Source organism: Vogesella lacus (assembly GCF_979366295.1).
The window spans coordinates 386,397-407,603 of sequence record NZ_CEETQT010000001.1 but is presented as its reverse complement, the minus strand read 5'-3'; the positions used below and the strand labels follow the sequence as shown (position 1 = coordinate 407,603).

At 59.9% G+C, this 21,207-nt stretch carries 17 protein-coding genes; 14 read left to right on the top strand and 3 right to left on the bottom strand.

Annotated features, from left to right (window positions below):
• Positions 1 to 45 precede the first annotated feature (45 nt).
• A complete protein-coding gene (locus ACZ9W6_RS01865) occupies positions 46 to 843 on the bottom strand; it encodes an alpha/beta fold hydrolase (RefSeq protein ID WP_465189356.1) in 798 nt (265 codons plus the stop codon).
• 166 nt (positions 844 to 1,009) lie between these two features.
• Here ACZ9W6_RS01865 and ACZ9W6_RS01860 point away from each other — a divergent pair, with 166 nt between their 5' ends.
• From ACZ9W6_RS01860 to ACZ9W6_RS01830, 7 genes are all read left to right on the top strand, one after another.
• Positions 1,010 to 2,776 carry a GGDEF domain-containing protein gene (locus tag ACZ9W6_RS01860; protein ID WP_465189355.1) on the top strand — a complete coding sequence of 589 codons (1,767 nt, stop codon included), beginning with the start codon at positions 1,010 to 1,012 and terminating at the stop codon, positions 2,774 to 2,776.
• A 475-nt stretch (positions 2,777 to 3,251) separates the two neighbouring features.
• Complete coding sequence (locus ACZ9W6_RS01855; protein WP_465189354.1) at positions 3,252 to 4,376, top strand: ABC transporter ATP-binding protein; 1,125 nt, start codon at positions 3,252 to 3,254, stop codon at positions 4,374 to 4,376.
• A gap of 10 nt (positions 4,377 to 4,386) precedes the next feature.
• Positions 4,387 to 5,301: an ABC transporter permease subunit gene (locus ACZ9W6_RS01850; RefSeq protein WP_465189353.1), complete on the top strand. Its 915-nt coding sequence runs from the start codon at positions 4,387 to 4,389 to the stop codon at positions 5,299 to 5,301.
• Positions 5,294 to 6,148 (top strand): ABC transporter permease subunit, encoded by an 855-nt coding sequence (locus ACZ9W6_RS01845; protein WP_465189352.1) that lies wholly within the window; start codon positions 5,294 to 5,296, stop codon positions 6,146 to 6,148. Before ACZ9W6_RS01850 ends, ACZ9W6_RS01845 begins: the two co-directional genes overlap by 8 nt.
• 104 nt (positions 6,149 to 6,252) lie before the next feature.
• Positions 6,253 to 7,542, top strand: coding sequence for an NAD(P)/FAD-dependent oxidoreductase (locus ACZ9W6_RS01840; protein ID WP_465189351.1), 1,290 nt, complete (start codon positions 6,253 to 6,255; stop codon positions 7,540 to 7,542).
• Positions 7,543 to 7,900: 358 nt separating this feature from the next.
• Positions 7,901 to 9,781: an arginine decarboxylase gene (gene speA, locus ACZ9W6_RS01835; protein WP_465189349.1), complete on the top strand. Its 1,881-nt coding sequence runs from the start codon at positions 7,901 to 7,903 to the stop codon at positions 9,779 to 9,781.
• 160 nt (positions 9,782 to 9,941) lie between these two features.
• A complete protein-coding gene (locus tag ACZ9W6_RS01830; RefSeq protein ID WP_465189348.1) occupies positions 9,942 to 11,315 on the top strand; it encodes a UPF0149 family protein in 1,374 nt (457 codons plus the stop codon).
• A gap of 72 nt (positions 11,316 to 11,387) precedes the next feature.
• Here the strand turns inward: ACZ9W6_RS01830 and ACZ9W6_RS01825 are convergent, their stop codons facing one another.
• The gene (locus ACZ9W6_RS01825; protein WP_465189347.1) at positions 11,388 to 13,247 is read right to left on the bottom strand and encodes a M48 family metalloprotease; all 1,860 of its coding nucleotides are present in this window, start codon (positions 13,245 to 13,247) and stop codon (positions 11,388 to 11,390) included.
• Positions 13,248 to 13,538: 291 nt separating this feature from the next.
• Here ACZ9W6_RS01825 and ACZ9W6_RS01820 point away from each other — a divergent pair, with 291 nt between their 5' ends.
• The 5 genes from ACZ9W6_RS01820 (at position 13,539) to ACZ9W6_RS01800 (ending at position 17,745) form a co-directional block, all read left to right on the top strand.
• Entirely contained in the window at positions 13,539 to 14,492 is a 954-nt protein-coding gene (locus tag ACZ9W6_RS01820) for a Bug family tripartite tricarboxylate transporter substrate binding protein (protein WP_465189346.1), read from the top strand.
• Positions 14,493 to 14,495: 3 nt separating this feature from the next.
• The gene (locus ACZ9W6_RS01815) at positions 14,496 to 15,011 is read left to right on the top strand and encodes a tripartite tricarboxylate transporter TctB family protein (protein WP_465189345.1); all 516 of its coding nucleotides are present in this window, start codon (positions 14,496 to 14,498) and stop codon (positions 15,009 to 15,011) included.
• The gene (locus tag ACZ9W6_RS01810) at positions 15,012 to 16,517 is read left to right on the top strand and encodes a tripartite tricarboxylate transporter permease (protein WP_465189344.1); all 1,506 of its coding nucleotides are present in this window, start codon (positions 15,012 to 15,014) and stop codon (positions 16,515 to 16,517) included.
• A gap of 86 nt (positions 16,518 to 16,603) precedes the next feature.
• The gene (locus ACZ9W6_RS01805) at positions 16,604 to 17,332 is read left to right on the top strand and encodes a TerC family protein (protein WP_465189343.1); all 729 of its coding nucleotides are present in this window, start codon (positions 16,604 to 16,606) and stop codon (positions 17,330 to 17,332) included.
• Positions 17,332 to 17,745: a universal stress protein gene (locus ACZ9W6_RS01800; protein ID WP_465189342.1), complete on the top strand. Its 414-nt coding sequence runs from the start codon at positions 17,332 to 17,334 to the stop codon at positions 17,743 to 17,745. The genes ACZ9W6_RS01805 and ACZ9W6_RS01800 overlap by 1 nt, the downstream gene beginning before the upstream one ends.
• An 85-nt stretch (positions 17,746 to 17,830) precedes the next feature.
• Here ACZ9W6_RS01800 and ACZ9W6_RS01795 read toward each other — a convergent pair whose 3' ends face one another.
• Positions 17,831 to 19,195: an aminotransferase-like domain-containing protein gene (locus ACZ9W6_RS01795; RefSeq protein ID WP_465189341.1), complete on the bottom strand. Its 1,365-nt coding sequence runs from the start codon at positions 19,193 to 19,195 to the stop codon at positions 17,831 to 17,833.
• Positions 19,196 to 19,316: 121 nt separating this feature from the next.
• Here ACZ9W6_RS01795 and ACZ9W6_RS01790 point away from each other — a divergent pair, with 121 nt between their 5' ends.
• Both ACZ9W6_RS01790 and ACZ9W6_RS01785 read left to right on the top strand, forming a co-directional pair.
• On the top strand, positions 19,317 to 20,087 hold the full coding sequence (locus ACZ9W6_RS01790) for a transporter substrate-binding domain-containing protein (RefSeq protein ID WP_465189340.1): 771 nt from the start codon (positions 19,317 to 19,319) through the stop codon (positions 20,085 to 20,087).
• Positions 20,088 to 20,097: 10 nt separating this feature from the next.
• Complete coding sequence (locus ACZ9W6_RS01785) at positions 20,098 to 21,186, top strand: M14 family metallopeptidase (RefSeq protein ID WP_465189339.1); 1,089 nt, start codon at positions 20,098 to 20,100, stop codon at positions 21,184 to 21,186.
• The last annotated feature ends 21 nt before the right edge of the window (positions 21,187 to 21,207 follow it).

Below are 21,207 nucleotides of genomic sequence, written 5' to 3'. Positions count from 1 at the left end.
AGGCTGTCACCTGGCTGTATCTTGCCGGCGCATCGATGCAATAAATCAGGCCGGATCCGGCTGGCCAAAGCGCAGGATGGCACGGGCAAACGCTTCTGTGGCTTCGAGGTGGATGGCATGGCCGGCACCGGGCAGCAGCTCCAGCGTGGCGCCCGGAATGCCCTGCTGCAGCAATCTGGCCTGATATGGCGGTGTCAGCCGGTCTTCATCGCCAACCAGCACATGGGTCGGAACGTGGATATCGCTCAGCCAGCTGCGCGCGTCGTGATTGCGTACGCCGGCCAGAATGCGCTGGGTGGCGGGCCAGTCTACCGTGGCGGCAATACGGCGCAGATCGGGCAGCATAGCTGCCTGGGCGGCAAAGAAACGGCTGGAAAACAGCCATGGCAGGCTGACATCAAATCGCAGATCTGCTCCGCCAACCTTGTCGGCAGTATCCCAGCTCTGGGCGATATAAACGTTGGCCGCATCCGACCAGGCCAGCGTCGAGGCCAGCAGCAACCTTTGCAGGCGCGATCCGTGCCGGCGGGCAAAGTGCAGCGCCACCATGCCGCCGTAGGAAAGGCCGGCCAGATAGCAGCGGTCTATGCCCAGATGATCCAGCAGGGCGGCCGCATCATTGGCTTGTGCTGACAGCGCATAGGCGTCTTGCGGGCTCTTGTCACTCAGGCCCTGCCCCTGAAAATCCAGCCGGATGACATGGAACTGGCTTTCCAGCTGCGGCATCAGCAAAGTCCAGGCAGCGGTGCTCATGGTGAGACCGTTGAACAGCATCAGCGGTGCGCTGCCTTTGCCGCTGGTCTCGTAATAGATCTGTCTTTGCTGCTGGCTGAAGAAGGGCATGGTGGCGCTCCCTGAGAATTTGCTTTCAGTCTGGCCCAGAGTGGTGCACGGCGCCAGTGCGAAAAGGTTACAGACAACCAGATTGTCATAATTGACTGCTAAGGTGCGCGCAGGGAGGCAGGGTGTGTTCACCGTGCCAGACAGATTTTTGCGGAGGGCAGGTTTCATGGCGGGTGGTGAAAAGCAGCTGTTGCAGATCATGCGTGGCGGAGAGGTGCAGGTATTGTTCCAGCCCATCATCCGTTTGCAGGATGGCCAGCTCTACGGTTTCGAGGCGCTGATTCGCGGCCCGGCTGATTCGGTCTTCCACTCGCCGGTGATGTTGTTCGAGCAGGCGGCGATGGCCGGTCTGTCCGGATGTCTTGACCAGGTTTGCATGGCCGCCATTTTTCGCGAGTTTGCCGAGCAGCGTTTGCCCGGTGTGCTGTTTGTCAATGTGCTGCCCGATACCTTGCTCAACGAGGATGTGTCGGTCGAAATGCTGCAGCACATGCTGGCAGTCAATGGCATTGCCGGTAGCCGCGTGGTGCTCGAACTGACCGAAACACGGCCGCAAGGCGGCTATCCGGCCTTGCGGCTGGTGGCTGATCGCCTGCGTACCGCCGGTTTGCGCCTGGCGCTGGATGATCTGGGCGAGGGATTTTCCAATCTGCGCTTGTGGTCGGAGTTGCGGCCCGATGTGGTGAAGCTCGACAAGTATTTCGTGCAGGGGATTCACGCTGACCCGCTGAAGTCGCAGTTTGTACGCTCGCTGGTGGATATGGCGCGCGCATCCGGCGCGGTGCTGATTGCCGAGGGTATCGAGCAGGCTGAGGAGTTGCATGTCTTGCGCCAGCTTGGCGTGGCGATGGGGCAGGGTTATCTGATTGCCCGTCCGAAGGACAAGCCGGCGCTGACCGAGTTTTATCCCTTGCCGCAATCCAAAACCAGCGAAGTCACGGTGCGTCGCAAGCCGGTGGTACACGATTTGCTTCAGGAGGTGGCATACCTGACGGTAGATTGCAGCTGCGAGCAGGCTTACCAGATGTTTGCCGGCACGCCGTCACGATTTGCTATTCCGGTGATCAGCCAGCAGCGGCCGGTTGGCTTGCTGACACGCCACCACGTGCTGGAGAGCTTCGCGCGGCCATTCAGTCACGAGCTGTTTGGCAAGAAGTCCTGCATGGCGCTGGCTGACATTCATCCGCTGATCGTGCCGCATGATATGGATATCCAGACCCTGTCCGGCAAGGTAGTGGCTGCCGAGCAGCGCTATCTGGTAGACGGCTTCATCGTGGTGCAAGACGGGCAATATCTGGGCATGGGTACCGGTTATGAACTGGTGCGGCTGATCAGCGACATGCAGTTGGCCGCAGCACGTTATGCCAACCCGCTGACCGGCTTGCCGGGCAATGTGCCGATAGGTGAAGAAGTCCAGCGGCTGCTGGATGAGCGCCAGCGCTTCGTGGTGGCGTATGCCGACCTCGACCATTTCAAGCCATTCAATGATCACTATGGCTACGGGGCGGGGGATGAGTTGATACGCGCCCTCGGGCGCATGCTGCAGGATGCTGTCGATGCGCCGCTGGATTTTGTCGGCCACATCGGTGGTGATGATTTTGTAATTTTGTTGCAAAGTTACAACTGGATGTCGCGTTTAGAAAAGATTATCGAGCAGTTCAGTCGCGAGGCGCTGTGCTGTTTTGACAGCAAGGACGTTGCGGCAGGGGGCTACGAGGTTGCCGGCCGTGATGGCAGCCAGCAGTTTTTCCCCCTGACAACCTTGTCTATCGGTGTGCTGCAAGTAGAGCCGGGGGCGTATACCTCGCACTATGAAGTGGCTTCTGCGGCAACCCAAGCCAAAAAAATGGCCAAAAAACAGCAGGGTAGCGTGATTCATGTTGATGCCGTCGCGCCTTTGCCCAGAATGGCGACGGCTTTGCTGGGTGTTTGAATGATTAAACGATAGCTGAGCTGTTTCGAGGTCTGAGGCGAGCCGTGCTGCATTGCAGTACGGATCTTGTGCTTTTAAGGCGGTATTTGGGCGGTTTTTCCGATTTGCCACACTGTTTGTCGTGGTGGATCGCTAAACGTTGTCAATTTTATTAAACATCGGCTAGTCTGCTCTTGCCGTTGTCGCCGCGAGTGGTTTTCCGGCGATGGTTATCCGGGGGATGGGCCTGCCATATCACCTTGTCCGGCCTGCTCTTGAATCTGCCATTTCCGCTTGGTTTTGCGCGGGAATTATTGTGTAAAAGCCTTGTCTGGCGCTATTCCCGCCGTTTTATGGCCGGGAATGGATATTGCCTACATGGCACTCTCAAGCTAGGGTGTCGGTTTATATTGAACGCCATTACGCCCGCAGCATATTTCGGTGCTGCGAGTGACCATTCACAAGAGGACGCATGCGTCCTGCAGAGGAAACAATCATGGTAGATGCAGTGCAACAGTCTGCTGGCGAAAAACCATATCTATCGATTAGCAATATCGTCAAACGCTTTGGCGATACGACTGCTGTAAACGATGTGACGCTGGACATTCACCGTAACGAGATCTTTGCCTTGCTGGGGAGCTCGGGCTGCGGCAAGTCCACCTTGCTGCGCATGCTGGCCGGCATGGAGCGGCCAACCTCGGGCAAGATCATTCTGGATGGTCAGGACATTACCGGTCTGGCACCTTACGAGCGTCCGATCAATATGATGTTCCAGAGCTATGCACTGTTTCCGCACATGAGCGTGGCCGACAATATTGCCTTCGGTCTCAAGCAGGACAAGCTGCCCAAGGGTGAAATCGAGGCGCGTGTCGCCGAGATGCTGGATCTGGTGCAGATGCGCAAATACGCCAACCGCAAGCCTTACCAGCTGTCCGGTGGCCAGCAGCAGCGGGTTGCACTGGCGCGCAGCCTGGCCAAGCGACCGAAACTGTTGCTGCTGGACGAGCCGCTGGGTGCACTCGACAAGAAACTGCGTCAGCAAACCCAGCTGGAACTGGTAAACACGCTGGAACAGGTGGGCGTGACCTGCATCATGGTGACCCATGATCAGGAAGAGGCGATGACCATGGCCAGCCGCATCGGCATCATGAGCGAGGGCGAACTGCTGCAGGTTGGTACGCCGGCCGAAATCTACGACTTCCCGAACTGTCGCTTTACAGCCGAATTCATTGGCGAGACCAATCTGTTTACCGGTGAGGTGGTAATCGACGAGCCTAGCCATGTCGAGATCCGCTCTGACGAGCTGGAAAGCCACATTTATATCGATCACGGCATTACCGGACCAAAAGGCATGCAGGTCTGGGCCAGCATCCGTCCGGAAGACATTCGCGTTGATCGTGATGCGCAAGCAGCCGGCCCGAATGTAGCCAAGGGTGAGGTGACCGAGATTGCCTATCTGGGCAGCTATTCGATCTATCACGTCAAGGTGGCCAGCGGCAAGGTGATCAAGGCCATGGTGCCGGTCAACCGCTGGTACGAAGCCGGTATCGAGCCGCCGACCTGGGGCGACAGCGTCTTCATCAGCTGGCGTGCCGACATGCCGGTCGTGCTGACCCGCTAAGGAGGCCATGATGGATCTGAGCAAATTCCTGCGGCAGAGCAAGCTCGGCAAACGCGCCGTGATTGCCTTGCCGTACAGCTGGCTGTTGCTGTTCTTCCTGGTGCCGTTCTTCATCGTGCTGAAGATCAGCTTCGCCGAGCAAGAACTCGCCGTGCCGCCGTTCACCCAGCTTTTGCAGCTGGAAGAGGGGCTGCTGCACATCACGCTGAATCTGGCCAACTACGACTTCATCCTCAATGACAGCTTTTATGCGGCCACCTATCTGTCTTCGGTGAAGGCGGCGCTGTTTACCACGGTGATGTGTCTGTTGATCGGCTATCCGATGGCGTATGCGATTGCGCGTACCGATCCGGCGCGCCGCAACGTGTTGCTGATGCTGGTGATGCTGCCGTTCTGGACGTCCTTCCTGCTGCGCGTTTATGCGTGGATGGGCATCCTCAACGACAACGGTCTGATCAATAATTTCCTGCTGGGTATCGGGCTGATCGACGAGCCGATCAAGATGTTCCACACCAATTTCTCGCTGTATCTGGTGATGGTCTACGCCTATCTGCCCTTCATGATCCTGCCGCTGTTCGCCCATCTGGTGAAGATGGACGGCCGTCTGCTGGAGGCTGCAGGTGATCTGGGGGCAGGGCCGATCAAGTCCTTCTTTACCATCACCTTGCCGCTGTCCAAGAACGGCATCATTGCCGGCTCTATGATGGTGTTCATCCCGGCCGTCGGCGAATTCGTGATTCCCGAGCTGGTGGGTGGCACCGACACGCTGATGATAGGCAAGATCTTGTGGAACGAGTTCTTCGACAACAACAACTGGCCGATGGCATCTGCTGTGGCGATCGTGATGCTGCTGTTGCTGATCGTGCCGATTGCGATGCTGCACCGTTACGAAACCCGCGAGCTGGAGGGCAAGGGTCATGACTAATCACGCCAAACTCTCGCCTTTCCTGAAGACCATGCTGGGTCTGGGCTTGCTGTTCCTGTACATCCCTATCGTCAGTCTGGTGGTGTACTCGTTCAACAAGTCCAAGCTGGTGACGATCTGGGGCGGCTTCTCCACCAAGTGGTACTTCTCGCTGTTCCAGGACGAGCAGCTGATGGATGCGGTGAAACTGTCGATCAGGATCGCGCTGGCCAGTGCGATTGCGGCGGTGATTCTCGGCACGGTGGCCGGCTTCGTGCTGGCGCGCTTCAAGCGCTTCCGTGGCAGCACCATGTTTGCCGGCATGATGACGGCACCGATGGTGATGCCCGAAGTGATTACCGGTCTGTCGATGTTGCTGCTGTTCATCTCGATGCAACAGCTGATCGGAGTGCCGACCGAACGCGGTTTCTTCACCATCTGGGTTGGCCACACCACGCTGTGTATGGCGTACGTGGCGGTGGTGGTGCGTTCGCGCCTGCTGGAAATCGACAAGTCGCTGGAAGATGCGGCGATGGACCTCGGTGCACGTCCGCTGAAGATCTTCTTCGTGATCACCTTGCCGCTGGTGGCACAGGCGATTGCCTCGGGCTTTTTGCTGTCGGTGACGCTGTCGCTGGACGATCTGGTGATGACCGCCTTCCTGTCCGGCCCGGGGTCTACCACCTTGCCGCAGGTGATCTTCTCGCGTGTCCGACTCGGTCTGAACCCTGAAATCAATGCACTGGGCAGTATTACCGTGCTGGTGGTTGGCGTGCTGGTGATTGTGGCCAACTATCTGATGATGAGTTCGCAGCGCAAGAAAGAGCGCGCCATTGCCGCGGCAATGCGCGACAGCAGCCACCATTAAGGTTGGCCGCAAAACGAAACGGCGGGCTGGTCCCGCCGTTTTTTTGTCCCTGGAGAATGTCGAATCCCGGCTCGTAGTACTCACTCAAGCAAGGAAACCCGCTCATGCTGAACTTTGCCCATCAAGCTCATGCCCCTTCCTGGTACGCTGCCACGGCTATCCCGTGGGAGCCTGGGGCAGCCTTGCAAGGCGAGGCCGAGTGCGAGGTTTGCGTGATCGGCGGCGGCCTGGCCGGAGTGTCGACTGCGCTGAATCTGGCCGAGGCCGGGCGGGATGTCATCTTGCTGGAAGGCTCGCAAATCGGTTTTGGTGCCTCCGGCCGCAATGGCGGTCAGGTGATTGCCGGCTATGCCTGCGAGATGGATACCCTGCACCAGCAGCTGGGCGACAAACTGGCTCGCCAGCTGTGGGAGATGTCGGTCGAGGCCATTGAGATCATCGATCGCCGCGTCCGGCAGCACGATGTCGCCTGCGACTGGACGCGCGGTTACTGTACCGCCGCCAGCAAGCCGGCGCATTTTGACGAGCTTGCCCGGTGGCAAGGCTTGGCCGCAGAGCGTTACGGCTATGACCATTACCAGCTGTGGTCGCGCGACAGCCTGCAGCAGCAGCTGGCCAGCCAGCGCTATCACGGTGGTCTGTACGATCCGCTGGCCGGGCACATCCACCCGCTCAATTATCTGCTGGGGCTGGCCCGCGCCGCGCGTGCGGCGGGCGCGCGTATCTGCGAACAAAGCCCGGTGCTGCGTTTCGAGCATGGCGAGCACATTACCGTGCATACCGCCAAGGGGCGGGTGCGCTGTCGCCAGCTGGTGCTGGCGGCCAACGCCTATATCGGCAAACTGGCTCCGCAGCTCACACCGCGCATCATGCCGGTCGGTACTTATGTGATTGCTACCGAGCCTTTGGGCGAGGCGAGGGCACGTAGCCTGATTGCCAACAATATGGCGGTGTGCGATACCAATTTCGTGCTCGATTACTACCGCTTGTCGGCCGATCATCGCCTGCTGTTTGGCGGCAAAGTCAGCTATTCCGGCCGCGAGCCGGCCGATCTGGCGGGCAGCATGCGCGCCGACATGTTGAGGGTGTTTCCGCAGCTGGCCGATGCCCGCATCGACTACGCCTGGGGCGGCTTTTGCGATATCACCATGAACCGTGCGCCGGATTTCGGCCGGCTGGCGGCCAACGTTTATTACGCGCAAGGCTTCTCCGGCCATGGCGTGGCAGTGACAGGCCTGGCCGGCAAGGTGATTGCCGAGGCGATTGGTGGTGACGACAGCCGGCTGGCGTTGTTCGAGCAGCTGCGCCACCGCCGCTTTCCGGGGGGTGAATGGCTGCGCACACCGGCACTGGTGTTGGGCATGGCCTGGTATCGGCTGAAGGATTATCTGTAACGGCGGGCCGAGTCAGCCATGGCAGGTGTTGTCATTGTGCTGACTGACTGTTTAAAAAAACAAACAGCAAACAAAAAATACGCCCGTCATGATTGGTCGTGACGGGTATTTTCATGCCGCAAATCTGTAAAAAATGCCTGCTAGCATCGTGATCACGCAATCAGCTATTGTTTAGGAAGTTGCACGCACTAAAATTCTGCTTGTCAGCTGGTGAGAGCTTGTTAAAATCCGCCCTCATTTTGCGGCCGCCAGGCCGTTTATTGCGCGCTCCGACATCCCAGGCCCACATGAAGCTTTCTAGCCCGAAAGCCGCGCACTAAGGAGCTTTTTTTCCCTTTTTTATCCAGGAAATCCTTTCATGGCTTGGACTGTGGCAGATAGCCGGAGCCTCTACGGCATCCGGCATTGGGGCGCTGGCTACTTTAATGTCGGCGAAAACGGTTTTGTCAAAGTGCGCCCGAACGCCAAATACCAGCGCGAGGTGAATCTGCACGAGCTGGCGCATACTCTGGCCGGTCGGGGCCTCGACATGCCGCTTTTGGTGCGCTTCCCCGACATCCTGCAAGACCGCGTTACCCGTCTGTGCCGCGCATTTGATAACGCGATTGCCGCCCAGGGCTATGGCAACCGTTACACCGCGATTTACCCGATCAAGGTCAACCAGCAAGAGGCGGTGGTCAAGAGCATCATCGCCACGCCGGATGTCTCCATCGGCCTCGAAGCCGGCTCCAAGCCCGAGCTGATGGCCGTGCTGGCACTGGCGCCAAAAGGCTGCACCATTGTCTGCAACGGTTACAAGGATCGTGACTTCATCCGTCTGGCGCTGATCGGTCAGCGTCTGGGCCATGAAGTGTTCGTGGTAATCGAGAAAGAATCCGAAGTCGAACTCCTGATCGAAGAGAGCGAAAAGCTGGGCGTGAAGGCCAATGTCGGCCTGCGTGTGCGCCTGTCTTCGCTGGCTTCCAGCAAATGGGCCGACACCGGTGGCGACAAGGGCAAGTTCGGCCTGTCGGCTTCGCAGCTGATTTCGGCAGTCGACAAGCTGGTTGCGGCCAACTATGGCGACTTCGTGCGCCTAATGCACTTCCACATGGGTTCGCAGATTGCCAACATCGGCGATTACCGCGCCGGTTTCCGCGAGGCGATCCGCTACTTCGGCGAGCTGCGCTCGCTGGGTCTGCCGGTTGACCACGTCGATGTCGGCGGTGGTCTGGGCGTGGATTACGACGGTACCCACTCGCGCAATGCCAGCTCGATCAACTACGACATGGACGAATACGCCCATGTGATCGTGTCGATGCTGCACGAATTCTGCGACGAGAACGGCATTCCGCATCCGCGCATCCTGTCCGAATCCGGCCGTGCGATGACTGCACATCACGCCGTGCTGCTGATGAATGTCACCGACGTCGAGCGTCTGCCGGACGCTGTGCCACAGGTAGACGACATTCACGCGCTGACCAAGCCGGTGCGCAAGCTGTTCGAGCTGATGAATCTCACCGATGCCGAGATGGTCACCGAGACTTACTACCGCGCCAGCCATCTGGCCTCGGAAGTGTCGGAAATGTATGCCGAAGGCCGCCTGAGCCTGAAAGAAAAAGCGATGGCCGAGCAGCTGCACGCCGCGCTGTGCCGTCGCCTGCTGTCGCAGTTGACTGCCAGCCAGCGTTCGCAGCGTCAGGTGTATGACGAGCTGAACGAGCGTCTGGCCGACAAGTACTTCTGCAACTTCTCGGTGTTCCAGAGCCTGCCGGATACCTGGGCGATTGATCAGGTGCTGCCTATCATGCCTATCCACCGTCTGGACGAGCAGCCAACGCGTCGCGCTGTGCTGCAGGATCTGACCTGCGATTCGGACGGCAAGGTCAAGCACTACGTTGACCAGCAGTCGATCGAATCCAGCATGCCGGTGCATGCGGTCGAGCCGGGCGAGGAATACCTGATTGCCGTGTTCCTGGTTGGCGCGTATCAGGAAATCCTGGGCGATATGCACAATCTGTTCGGCGATACCGACTCGGTCAACGTCTATGTGCGTGACGGTGGTGTGGTGACTTACGAAGGCGTCGAGGAACACGACACCATCGAAGACATGCTGCGCTATGTACACCTGTCGCCAGAAGAAATCCTCAACTGTTACGAAGCGAAAATGCGTGCGGCCAACCTGTCGACGGCCGAGCGTTCCAGCTATTTCGCCGAGTTCTGCCGTGGCCTCAAGCAGTCGTCTTACCTGAGCGTGTAAGCCCCAGGACAGACATGTCACACCAATCGGCCGCCAATCCGCAAGGACAGGCGGCCGATTGCATTTTCGGACAAGCAGGATGGTGTGGTCTTGCTGGTCCATTGCGAGCGGCGGCTTCTGCTAAGCTTGGCATCTTTGTTTACCAACCATGAATCACATCATGCTGACGATCTTCTGCACCAGTGCCGCTACTGACGCCTTGTCAACCCGGCGCGGCCAGGTGGTGTATGACGCGTTTGTCCCGGCGGCGGCAGATGTTCATGCCGATACCACACCGGCTGCCTGGCAGTGCCATGCGGTAACGATAGCGCGCAAGCGTGTGCTGATCCTGATGCAGACCGGCAGTCGTTTTGCGCTATGCCTGTGGGGGCTGCCCAAAGGGGATGTGGCCGCCATGCAGGCGGCCGTACAGGCGAGACTGCTGCGCCATCAGCGCCAGTATGCGCAAAGCCTGGGCGTGCTGGACGAGGTCGCGCTGTCATCGGCCTTGCAGATCTATGCGGCCAACCTTGATGTGCAGCTGATTGCCGGGCAGACCAGCCGCAGCGTGCAGGCTCATCTCAATGATGCAGTATCGCTGCTCAAGCGCATCGTGGCGGAAAACGGCTTCCCGCCGGATGAGGATGCCGAGGTGTTTTGCGAGGACGAGATCAACCGTGGCATTCGCAGCATCAAGGGTGGCGACTATTTCTATCCGGCTGAAGCATGGCACCAGGCCTGGCTGCGCGATGTGGCACGGGTGGATGCCGGCGTACTGGCGCAAGTCAGCGAAAAATGGCGCGACCTTCGCCGCCAGTGGTTCGGCAGCGTCACGGCCTTGCCAGACGGTGATGTGCCATCCGCGCAGGCGATGACCGATCTGGTGCGGCTTGACGAGCTGATGGTCAAGGCGGGCGACAGCTGCATGAATCTGGCCATGCTGGACGGCTTTTTTACTGCTTTGGTTTCGGCACCGAATCTGGTGCTGCCCAGCCAGTATCTGGATGTGATCTGGTCTGGCGAGCGGGTTTTCGAGTCGAAAGCGCATCTGGAAGAAACCCTGGGCCTGCTGACGCGGCACTGGAACCATGTACTGGAGCAGTTGCAGCTTTGTATCGAGTCGCAAACGCCGTTCGAGCCTTTCTTGTACGAGCCGCACGCGGATGACATTCACGGCGCGGACTGGGCGCTGGGCTATATGACCGGCATGGGCCTGTGGTCAACAGGCTGGGAGCAATGCTTTGCCGAGGATGATTTCGAGATGTTGCTGTCGCCAGTCTTTTTGCTGGTACAGGCTGCCGATTCGGAATCAGACCTGGGCGACGAGGCCGTGCACTATAGCCAGCAGGATTATCAGGAAATACTGCACGCCATGATGATGACTGTGCCGGTCATTCATGCGCTGTTCGAGCCATACCGGCATGGCCAGCCCTTGCCATCAGTCCGGCCTGTCCGTCAGGCCGCAGCCAAGGTTGGCCGCAACGAGCTGTGCCCGTGTGGCAGCGGCAAGAAGTTCAAGCAGTGCTGCGGCAAGGCAGGCAATACCCTGCATTAGTTGTCGTGCTGGCATTGAGCAGCCAACGCCCCCGGAAACTTCGGGGGCGTGCTGTTTTGGCGGCGCGGGTGCTCAGATCACCCTGATGGCCGGCAGCGCTTGCAGGCGTTTGCGCAATGCAGCGTAAGGGCCGTGCAGGCCAAGGACAAAGGTTTCGTGCCCGATTTGCAGGTTTTGGCGGATGCGGTCAGCCAGCGCCTGGCTTTTTTCATTGAAGTAGAACAGGTGTGGTTTGTGGCGCAGGCACAGCACATAGCAAGGCTGTTCGGGCAGATGTTCTACCGTCTTGGCGACCAGCCAGGCCTCGGCCAGATCGGGGTAGTCGCGCAGTTGCTGCCTGAGGCTGGCCAGCAGGGGCGCTTCTACCGTGGGGATGTGGATAGGGTCGCCAAAGATGAAGTGCTCGCGCTCGGCACGGGCCTTATCCAGCACGTCTTGCCAGTAAACAAACTGGCCGTGCCAGTTGTCAGCCTCGTCTTCCCGGCCCTGATGCCAGTAGTAATCACGCAGCGCTTCGCTGCAGATCGCCTGCCAGCCATGACCATGGGTCTGCAGCGCCTGCAGCAGACTGATGCCTTCGGCTGCCTGGCTTTCATCATGCAGCAGGCGCAAGGCAAGGTGGTATTGCCATTGCTGCTGTTGCGGGAAGTCGCGCTGCAGTCGCCGCCAGATGATCAGCGCGCTGGCAGCGTCTTGTTCCAGCTGTTCGCACAGCTCGGCCCACTCTTGCAGTTGCTCGCTCTCCAGCGCTCGTCCTTCGCTGTCTGCCTGCCGGAGCCAGGCGAGGCGCTGTTGCCGGCGTTGAATGTGTTCATGCTGATCTTGCCAGGCCGGCGCGACGTCTTGCTGCCATTGCCGGTCCAGCTGTTGCAGGAGTGAGTCCAGCCGCGGTTCCAGCAGCATGGCCGCCGCCTCGTGCGGGCCCGGAAAGCGGAAATCGGCAGACTGGTCTAATGCGGCCAACCTGTCGGCCAAGGACGGATGGGTATCGTCCAGCCCGGTTTCAACCGCCGTCAGTTGTTGCCGGATGGCGGCATCGTCCGTGCTATCCCTGGCCAGCAGTGCTGCCGGCAGGTCGCGGAAGGGGTGGAAGTCCGGGCTGAGCTGCGTTCTGACATGCTGGTGGATGCTCGGCCAATAGTGGTTGTCCAGCCAGTAGGCAGCCAGATCAATCGTGGACAAAGCTCGAGCCATGGCCTGGGGCGAGCTTTGTCTGGCTGCTATCGCATCGGCCAGGTATTCATCCTGTCGCGATAGCGGGAAGGAGTAGGCAAGCAAATACGGCGCATAGCGATCCAGAAAGGGCTGCAGCAGCCAGCTGCCGCTGTCATTTTCGCGAAGCACCTCTTGCCATTGCGCCCAGCGTTTGCGCTGGTGATAGACCCAGTTGCTGATACGACCGTCACCCCGTGACAGATGGCCGAACTCGTGGGCGAGTACGGCCTTGAATGCATCCTTGCCCAGTGTCTGCAGCAGCGGCATGCCGATCAGCAGATAGTTGCGATAGCCGGCAAGGCCGCACAGGCGGGGGTGCTGGACGACGGCGGCGTTCATGGCCGGGGTCAGCAGCACCTGATGAAAGGTCGGTATGCCCAGCGTTTGCTGCAGCTGGCGAATCAGGGCGAACAGCCTGGGGTGTTCTTGTGCTTGCAAGGCGATGCCTTGTGGCGGTGCCGGGCGGATATACAGCGCTTTCAGCAAGCGATACAGCAGGTTGCCGCAGAGGGCGAGCAGCACGAAACCAAAGATCTTGAGTACCGGCAGGGCCGCTACCGTTGCGGCTAGCAACAGCAGACCAGCCAGCATGATCAACAGCATATAGGCATTGCCCAGCATGGCCAGCAGTACGACTTTGAGCCGGTACCAGCGGGGTTGTTGCTGTGCCAGCGGCTCTAGCCGGCGAATGAATGCGGCGAAGTTTTCTTCTGTCATTGTGGGCGTGTCGCCTGCTCGTGCTCATCAAGAAAAGGCGGCGAGCATACCCTCCAATCGTATTAATATGCAATACGCTTGGCGTATTGTGGGTAATGGCACGAATATTGTGCTTTGCAGCACTGAAATATGCCGGGTGCTGACGAAATTGAAAGGTTGTTGAAAGGTTCGCCTTTCTATACTTTTTTTGACCGTCGGCAAAGACACCCAAAAAGGTGCACATGACGTGATCGGATCCGGTTGCGATGAGATGCAAGCCGGACTCAAGACAACACATTCAGAGAGTGATACATGAAAACTTCCAAGATTCTGCTGACTTGCGCAGTTGTGCTTTCCCCGGTTCTGGCCCAGGCCCAGGTTGACCAGTTCAAGATCATGGCACCGGCCAACCCGGGCGGTGGCTTTGACACCATTGCCCGTACCCTTGGTGATGCCCTGAAGGCCAGCGGCCAGGTCGGTAATGTGGTGGTGGAGAACAAGGCGGGTGCCGGTGGTGCCATCGGTATGGCGCAGTTCATCAATAACGAGAAGGGCAACCCGAATGCCCTGCTGGTAGCCGGTGCCGTGACTGTCGGCGCGCTGGAAACCAACAAGTCGCCAGTCAACTTCAGCATGGTGACCCCGGTTTCCCGTCTGATGGGCGAATTCAACGTGATCGTGGTGCCGAACAGCTCGCCGCTGAAGTCCTTCAAGGATCTGGTATCGGCTTACAAGGCCAATCCGGGTGCCGTCAGCATTGGTGGTGGTTCGGCCGGTGGTATCGACCACATCATGGCCAGCCTGATCTCCGAAAAAGCCGGTGTTGATCCGGACAAACTCAACTACATCCCGTTTGCCGGTGGTGGCGAGGGCAAGGCCGCCATTCTGGGCAGCCAGATCAGCGCCTACATCAGTGGCTATGGCGAACTGGCTGACCTGATCAAGGCCGGCAAGGTGCGTGCGCTGGGTATTTCGGCCAGCACCCGCAATCCGGACATTCCGGTGCCGACCATCCGCGAGCAGGGCACTGATGTCGTGGTTTACAACTGGCGCGGCGTGTTTGCTCCGGCCGGCATCAGTGCTGCCGAGCGCACCCAGCTGATCAAGATGGTCGAGACTGCCGTCAAGTCGCCAACCTGGAAAGACAAGGCAGCCAAGCTTGAGTGGCTGGACATGCTGCAAAGCGGTGATGCGTTCACGGCCTTCCTGAACGAAGACATCAAGCGCACCGGCGCGATGGTGAAAAAACTGAAGCTGGGTAACTAAGCCATGATCAAGCGCGTATCCGGCGAGCAATGGCTCGCCTTCGGGATCATCGCACTGGGCCTGCTGATGGCAACCCAGATTGGCGACATTCCCGCTGATGCCGGTTATGCCGGTATCGGGCCGCGCTTCTTCCCGACTTTGATCGTTGTCGGTCTGATTGTCGCCGGTGGCGCGCTGCTGATGCAGCGTCGTCATCGCGACACGCCTGACAGCGTGCTGGAGGACGGGAAGGATGATGCGGAACAACTCGAAGCCGATGAAGCGGCCGAGCGTGGCGAGGCGGACTGGCGGATGTTTGCCATCGTCAGCGGCAGCCTGATTGCCCATATGGCACTGATAGGCATGATCGGCTTTACCCTTGCCGGCACCTTGCTGTGCTTCGGGGTCTGCCGGGCACTGGAAACCCGCCGTCCGACCATCGATCTCGTGCTGTCTTTCCTGCTGTCCTGGGGCCTGTTTCACCTCTTCCGCTGGCTGGGTCTGAATCTGCCGGCGTTGCTGACTGGGGGCATGTTGTAAATGGAATCCTTGAACGCCCTGTTTTCTCTGGGTTTTGCCACGGCGCTGACGCCGGCCAACCTGTTGTGGGCCTTGCTGGGCTGCACGCTGGGTACGGCCATTGGCGTGTTGCCGGGGGTTGGCCCTGCCGTGACGGTCGCCTTGCTGCTGCCGGTCACGCAAAGCGTGGATCCGACCGGTGCACTGATCATGCTGGCCGGCGTCTACTACGGCGCGATGTTCGGCGGCTCTACCACTTCCATCTTGCTGAATACGCCGGGTGAGGCCGGCTCCATCGTGTCGGCCCTCGAAGGCAACAAGATGGCCAAGGTTGGCCGCGCCGGTCCGGCTTTGTCGACGGCAGCCATCGGCTCCTTTGTTGCCGGCACCATTGCCACCATCCTGCTGTCGATGCTGGCACCGGTGATTGCCAACTTTGCTCTGCAGCTGGGGCCGGTCGAGACTTTCGCACTGATGATGATGACCTTTGCCGCGGTGTCTGCCGTGCTGGGTAATTCGCCGCTGAAAGGGTTTATCGCCTTGCTGCTGGGTCTGGCCATGGGCCTGATCGGCATCGAGTCACAATCCGGGCAGAGTCGATTTACCTTCGGGCTACTGCCGCTGATTGACGGTATCGATATCGTGGTGATTGCCATGGGCTTGTTTGCCATTGGTGAAACCATGTACACCGCGACCTACGAGAACCGCATGAAGGCCGGTCTCGAGACCATCAAGGGCAGTATCTGGATGAGCAAGGACGACTGGAAACGGTCATGGAAGCCGTGGCTGCGCGGTACCGCCATCGGTTTCCCGTTTGGCACCTTGCCGGCCGGTGGTACCGAGATGCCGACCTTCCTGTCGTATTCGGCCGAGCGCAAGCTGGCCAGCCCGGAGGCGAAGAAAGAGTTCGGCAAAGGCGCAATCGAAGGCGTCGCCGGGCCGGAAGCAGCCAATAATGCGGCAGTCACCGGCACGCTGGTGCCACTGCTGACACTGGGTATTCCGACCTCGGCGACGGCGGCCATCATGTTGTCTGCCTTCCAGCAGTACAACATTGTGCCCGGCCCGATGCTGTTTGATACCAACCCCGAGCTGGTGTGGGGCCTGATCGCCTCGCTGTACATCGGCAACGTGATGCTGCTGGTGCTCAACCTGCCGCTGGTTGGCCTGTGGGTGCAATTCCTCAAAGTGCCACGCCCGCTGCTGTACGGTGGCATTGTGCTGCTGGCTACCATGGGTGCTTATGCCCTGCGTCAGAGCTGGTTTGATCTGATGCTGCTCTACATCATCGGTGTGCTGGGTTTCCTGATGCGGCGTTTTGATTTCCCGGTGGTGCCGCTGGTGGTGGGGCTGATTGTCGGCCCGATGGCCGAGAAACACTTCCGCCGTGCGATGTCGATTCATCAGGGTGATCTGACCGTTTTTCTTACCCAGCCGATCTCGCTGGCTATCCTGTTGCTGACTGCGGCCATCCTCATCGTGCCGCCGCTGCTGAAACGGCGTGCCCGCCTGCTGGAAGCTGGCTAGAATACCGGCCTCGCAGTCGTCATGATTGCCGGATGGGGTGCTGCCCTCGCGCACCCCATTTTTTATCAGGGAGAGGAAAATAAAAAATGGAATTCATGGATAGTCATTTTCTGCTGGCGGTGTTGCAAATCATCGCCATCGACATCCTTCTGGGTGGCGATAATGCAGTCGTAATCGCACTGGCCTGCCGCAAATTGCCGGAAGACCTGCGTAACAAGGGCATCATGTGGGGGGTGGCCGGTGCCATCGGCCTGCGTGTGGTGCTGATCTTCTTTGCACTGCAATTGCTGAGCCTGCCGCTGTTGAAGGTGGTCGGTGCCGCTTTGCTGCTGTGGATCGGGGTGAAGCTGCTGTTGCCCGAGGATGACGACGGCCATGGCAATATCGAAGGCAGTACCAGCCTGTGGGGCGCGGTGAAAACCATCATCATTGCCGATGCCGTGATGAGCCTCGACAACGTGATTGCGGTTGCCGGTGCAGCCAAGGGTGAAATGTCGCTGGTGGTATTCGGCATTCTGGTCAGCATCCCTATCATTGTCTGGGGCAGCAAATTCGTGCTGAAGCTGATGGACCGTTTCCCGATGGTGATCGTGCTGGGTGCCGCCTTGCTGGGCTGGATTGCCGGTGGCATGCTGCTGGGCGATGTGATGCTCAAGCCATACGTCGAAGGTTGGCCGCACTGGACGCACAATGTTGCGGCACTTATCGGCGCGGTATCGGTCGTAGCCGTAGGCAAATGGCTGGCCGCACGCCAGCCGCGTGCAGCACTGCATGAAGTCAGCCTGAGCGATGATGATCTGGCAGGAGGCCGATAATGGGCAAACGTATTCTGATAGCCGTAGACGGTAGCGCACAAAGCGAGAAAGCAGCCCTGGCTGCCTTGCAGCATGATGGTGAGCTGCACTTGCTGAATGTACAGATTCCGGTGGATTCCGGGCATGCCAGATTGTTCGTGTCACTGGACGAGCTGGAGTCTTACTACCATGACGAAGGTCTGGCTGCATTGGCCGGTGCGCGTCGCGTGCTGGATGCTGCCGGCGTGGTCTACACCCCGCATATCGCGGTGGGCCACGTTGCCGAAACCATCGTGCGCTATGCCACGGAAAAACAGTTTGACGAGGTGATCATGGGCAGCAGTGGCCATGGTGCGCTGGGTCAGTTGCTGCTGGGTTCGGTATCGACCGAGGTGAAGGAAAAATCACCGGTGCCGGTCACTATCGTCAGTTAAGCCGGAGTCTGCCAGTGGCAGCGCATCTGGTGACAAAAAAGCAGCCTGCGGGCTGCTTTTTTGCTTTGTATGGCGAGGCCGAATCTCAGGGCTGATAGGCGGCAAAAAAGCCGAACACGCGCTGATCCAGCCACGCCACATTGCAGCGCAGCCACGGCGTATCCTGTGGCTGGACGCGAAACAGCACACCGGGTGCCAAGAGGACGTTGGCCGCCAATGCAGCCTCGGTCAGGCGGATGGCGTCGATGCCGTCCGGCAGCCGCACCCAGACAAACAGGCTGGCATCGGCGCTGCCAAACACTTGCCAGCCAAGGGCAGCAAACTGCTGGCGCGCAGCGAGGTTGGCCGCAAGCAGGCGCTGCTGCAGCTTTTGCCGCTGGTGGCGGTACTGGCTGTCGGCAAGCATGGCATGGGCGAGCTGCTCGTTAAGCAGGGACGACGTCAGGCCGTTGAGCATCTTGTGCTGCAGCAAGGCGTCGATGATGTCGGCGCGTGCCACCACATAACCGACGCGCAGCGACGGTGCCAGGGTTTTCGACACGCTGCCGATGTGGATTACCCGTTCGCAGCCGGCCAACGCCAGCAAGGGCTGGCTGCCGTCGCGCGCCAGTGCGGCGCTGACATCATCCTCGACCAGCCAGCAATCATGCCGTGTACACAGCGCCAGCACCTGATGCGCGGTGGCGAGGCTGTAGCTCGCGCCGGTCGGGTTATGCAGACGCGGGTTGCTGAAAAAGGCCTTGGGTTGATGGCGGGCCAGCAGCTCGGCCAGCATGGCGCTATCCGGCCCGTTTTCCGTCCAAGGCACGCCAAGCACCTTCACGCCATGCATCTGCAGCACGGCCAGCAGATTGCAATAACCGGGATCATCCACCAGCACGCAGTCGCCGGGCTGCAGCAGCGCCTGCACCACCAGGAGCAGGCCCTGGCTCGCCCCCTGGGTCAGCAGGATCTGCTGGGCACTGGCCAGCTGGCCAAGGTTGGCCGCAAGCAGTTCTCGCAGCGGCAGCCAGCCATTGGGCTCGCCATAGCCGGTCGGCACCGCGCCGCCACGGCCCAGTTGGCGCAGCGCACGCGCCAGACTGTCGCTGTCATGCCAGTCCGGTGGCAGCCAGCCGCTGCCGGGTTGGCTGTCACTGTCGGCCGGGTTGAAACAGTTGTCGATCAGCCAGTAGGCATCGGCGCTTTTTTGCGGTGGCCTGGCCTGGCTGGCCTGTTCACGCCTTGCGGCAACATAAAAGCCATCGCCGCGTCTTGCCTGCAATAGTCCGGCTGCCACCAGCCGGTCGTAGGCTTCGGCCACGGTAAAGGTGCTGACCGCGTGGCTGGCGGCAAACTGGCGAATCGACGGCAACTTGCTGCCGGCAGGCAATTGCCCGCTGCTGACGGCATCCGTCATCGCGCTGATGATGCGTTCGGTCAATGAGCCGGAATAGGCATCCAGATCCATGCGTGCTCCGCTGTAATGGGGTTTGGGCCTGTACAGCGCAGTGCCGGCTGCGCAGCGCTGTACATGGAGGCTGGGTATCGCGAGCGCTAGATTAGCCCTGTCTACCAAGGAGGGTCAAAACATGAGCAAAACCCGCACACTCGCCATCCCGCTGCTGTTGCTGGCATTGGCGCCAGCCGCTTACGCGCAGGATTCGCTGCGCATCGCCACCGAAGGCACATTCCCTCCGTACAGCATGCGCAAGGCCGACGGCAGCCTGACCGGCTTTGATGTCGATATCGCCAAGGCGCTGTGCCAGGAAATGAAAGCGAAGTGCGAAATCGTCGCCAACGAGTTTGACGGCATGATTCCGGGCCTGCTGGCCAAGAAATTCGATCTGGTAGTGGCCTCGATGGCGATTACCGAAGAACGCAAGCAGGCCGTGGCATTCAGCGACAAATATCAGGGCGGCTACAGCACACTGCTGGGGCTGATCGGCAACAAGCTGGATGGCACGCCGGCCGGCATGAAGGGCCGCACGCTGGCCGTGCAGCAAGGCACCATCCAGGCCAATTATGCGCGCGCCAAATACGCGCCGGCCGGCGTGAAGATCAAGACTTACAGCACGGTGGAAAACGGTTTTCTGGATGTGCTGTCGGGTCGTGCCGATGCGTTGATGGTGGAAGTCGGCAGCGCTTACGAACTGGTGAAAACCCCAAAAGGCAAAAAGGCCGCGATGTTCGGTCCCAAGCTGAATGACGAGAAATACTTCGGTACCGGCTCGGGCATCGCGCTGCGCAAGGACGATAAAGCCTTGCAGACGCGGGTGAATGCCGCACTGAAGACCATTCTTGCCAATGGCAGCTACAAGAAAATCAACGACCAGTATTTCGATTACAACCAGTACGACTAAGTGAACACCCATGCAGATCAGACAGCATGATTTGCCCGGCCAAGTGCCGGGCAGTTTTTTCCGCTTTCACAGCTATCACTTCGGCACACCGGGCAGCGGCCCGCATGTTTACCTGCAGGCCGGCCTGCATGCCGACGAGTTGCCGGGCATCCTGCTGTTGCACCGTCTGCGCTCGAGTCTGGAAAAACTAGAACAGCAGGGTGCTCTCAAGGGCAGCATCACGCTGGTGCCGATGGCCAATCCGGCGGGGCTTAACCAGTTTCAGCATGGCCAGCATCAGGGCCGCTTTGATGCGGTCAGCGGCGAGAATTTCAACCGCCTGTATCCGCAGCTGGCCGAGCAGGCCTTGTCGCTGTTGCAAGGCACGGACAGCACGGCAGTCAAGGCCGCCTTGCAGCAGGCCTTGCAACAGCAGCAGGCGACTACGCCGCTCGAGTCATTGCGCTACGAGCTACTGGCCATGGCCTTGGCCGCCGACATCGTGCTGGATGTGCATTGCGACAGCGAGGCGTTGCTGCATCTCTACGGCAATAGCCGTCATCAGGCCGAGCTTGCCGAGCTGGCCGGCTTCATGCAGGCCGGTGCCACGCTGCTGTGTGAAGAGGCCGGCGGCATGTCGTTTGACGATGCGGTGATCCAGAACTGGCGGCGGATGGAGGCACTATGCGGCCAGGCTTTGGCAATGCCGCTGGCGCTGACGCTGGAGTTGCGCGGCGTGGCCGATGTATCGGACGGTCTGGCGGCCAGGGATGAGGCGGCGCTGCTGGCCTGGCTGTGCTGGCGCGGCGTGATTGCCGGCGAGCGAGTCGCACCGGTATCCGCGCCGTGGCCGGCAACACAGTTGGCCGCTACCGAAATCCTCTGCGCACCGGTTGGCGGGGTGGTGGTGTATCAGGCGCAGCCGGGGCAGCTGCTGCTGGCCGGCGCGCGCATCGGCTATGTGCTCGACCCGCTTACCGGCGAAAGCCATGTGTTGCAGACACGTTTTGGCGGCATGTTCTTTGCGCGCGTGGCGGGCAGGTTGGCGACACAAGGAGCGGAGCTGGCCTATATCGCCGGCCAGGGCGAAGTGAGGCGCGGCCAACTGCTGTCGGCCTGAGGCCGGTCGAGTGAGATCAGC

What these genes read in the sequence shown, in the direction of transcription:
- ACZ9W6_RS01810 (WP_465189344.1), top strand. Translation starts at nt 15,012, where the DNA reads ATGGAATCCTTGAACGCCCTGTTTTCTCTGGGTTTTGCCACGGCGCTG.
- ACZ9W6_RS01855 (WP_465189354.1), top strand. Translation starts at nt 3,252, where the DNA reads ATGGTAGATGCAGTGCAACAGTCTGCTGGCGAAAAACCATATCTATCG.
- ACZ9W6_RS01845 (WP_465189352.1), top strand. Translation starts at nt 5,294, where the DNA reads ATGACTAATCACGCCAAACTCTCGCCTTTCCTGAAGACCATGCTGGGT.
- ACZ9W6_RS01865 (WP_465189356.1), bottom strand. Translation starts at nt 843, where the DNA reads ATGCCCTTCTTCAGCCAGCAGCAAAGACAGATCTATTACGAGACCAGC.
- ACZ9W6_RS01800 (WP_465189342.1), top strand. Translation starts at nt 17,332, where the DNA reads ATGGGCAAACGTATTCTGATAGCCGTAGACGGTAGCGCACAAAGCGAG.
- ACZ9W6_RS01820 (WP_465189346.1), top strand. Translation starts at nt 13,539, where the DNA reads ATGAAAACTTCCAAGATTCTGCTGACTTGCGCAGTTGTGCTTTCCCCG.
- ACZ9W6_RS01850 (WP_465189353.1), top strand. Translation starts at nt 4,387, where the DNA reads ATGGATCTGAGCAAATTCCTGCGGCAGAGCAAGCTCGGCAAACGCGCC.
- ACZ9W6_RS01830 (WP_465189348.1), top strand. Translation starts at nt 9,942, where the DNA reads ATGCTGACGATCTTCTGCACCAGTGCCGCTACTGACGCCTTGTCAACC.
- ACZ9W6_RS01790 (WP_465189340.1), top strand. Translation starts at nt 19,317, where the DNA reads ATGAGCAAAACCCGCACACTCGCCATCCCGCTGCTGTTGCTGGCATTG.
- ACZ9W6_RS01840 (WP_465189351.1), top strand. Translation starts at nt 6,253, where the DNA reads ATGCTGAACTTTGCCCATCAAGCTCATGCCCCTTCCTGGTACGCTGCC.
- speA (WP_465189349.1), top strand. Translation starts at nt 7,901, where the DNA reads ATGGCTTGGACTGTGGCAGATAGCCGGAGCCTCTACGGCATCCGGCAT.
- ACZ9W6_RS01825 (WP_465189347.1), bottom strand. Translation starts at nt 13,247, where the DNA reads ATGACAGAAGAAAACTTCGCCGCATTCATTCGCCGGCTAGAGCCGCTG.
- ACZ9W6_RS01860 (WP_465189355.1), top strand. Translation starts at nt 1,010, where the DNA reads ATGGCGGGTGGTGAAAAGCAGCTGTTGCAGATCATGCGTGGCGGAGAG.
- ACZ9W6_RS01815 (WP_465189345.1), top strand. Translation starts at nt 14,496, where the DNA reads ATGATCAAGCGCGTATCCGGCGAGCAATGGCTCGCCTTCGGGATCATC.
- ACZ9W6_RS01785 (WP_465189339.1), top strand. Translation starts at nt 20,098, where the DNA reads ATGCAGATCAGACAGCATGATTTGCCCGGCCAAGTGCCGGGCAGTTTT.
- ACZ9W6_RS01805 (WP_465189343.1), top strand. Translation starts at nt 16,604, where the DNA reads ATGGAATTCATGGATAGTCATTTTCTGCTGGCGGTGTTGCAAATCATC.
- ACZ9W6_RS01795 (WP_465189341.1), bottom strand. Translation starts at nt 19,195, where the DNA reads ATGGATCTGGATGCCTATTCCGGCTCATTGACCGAACGCATCATCAGC.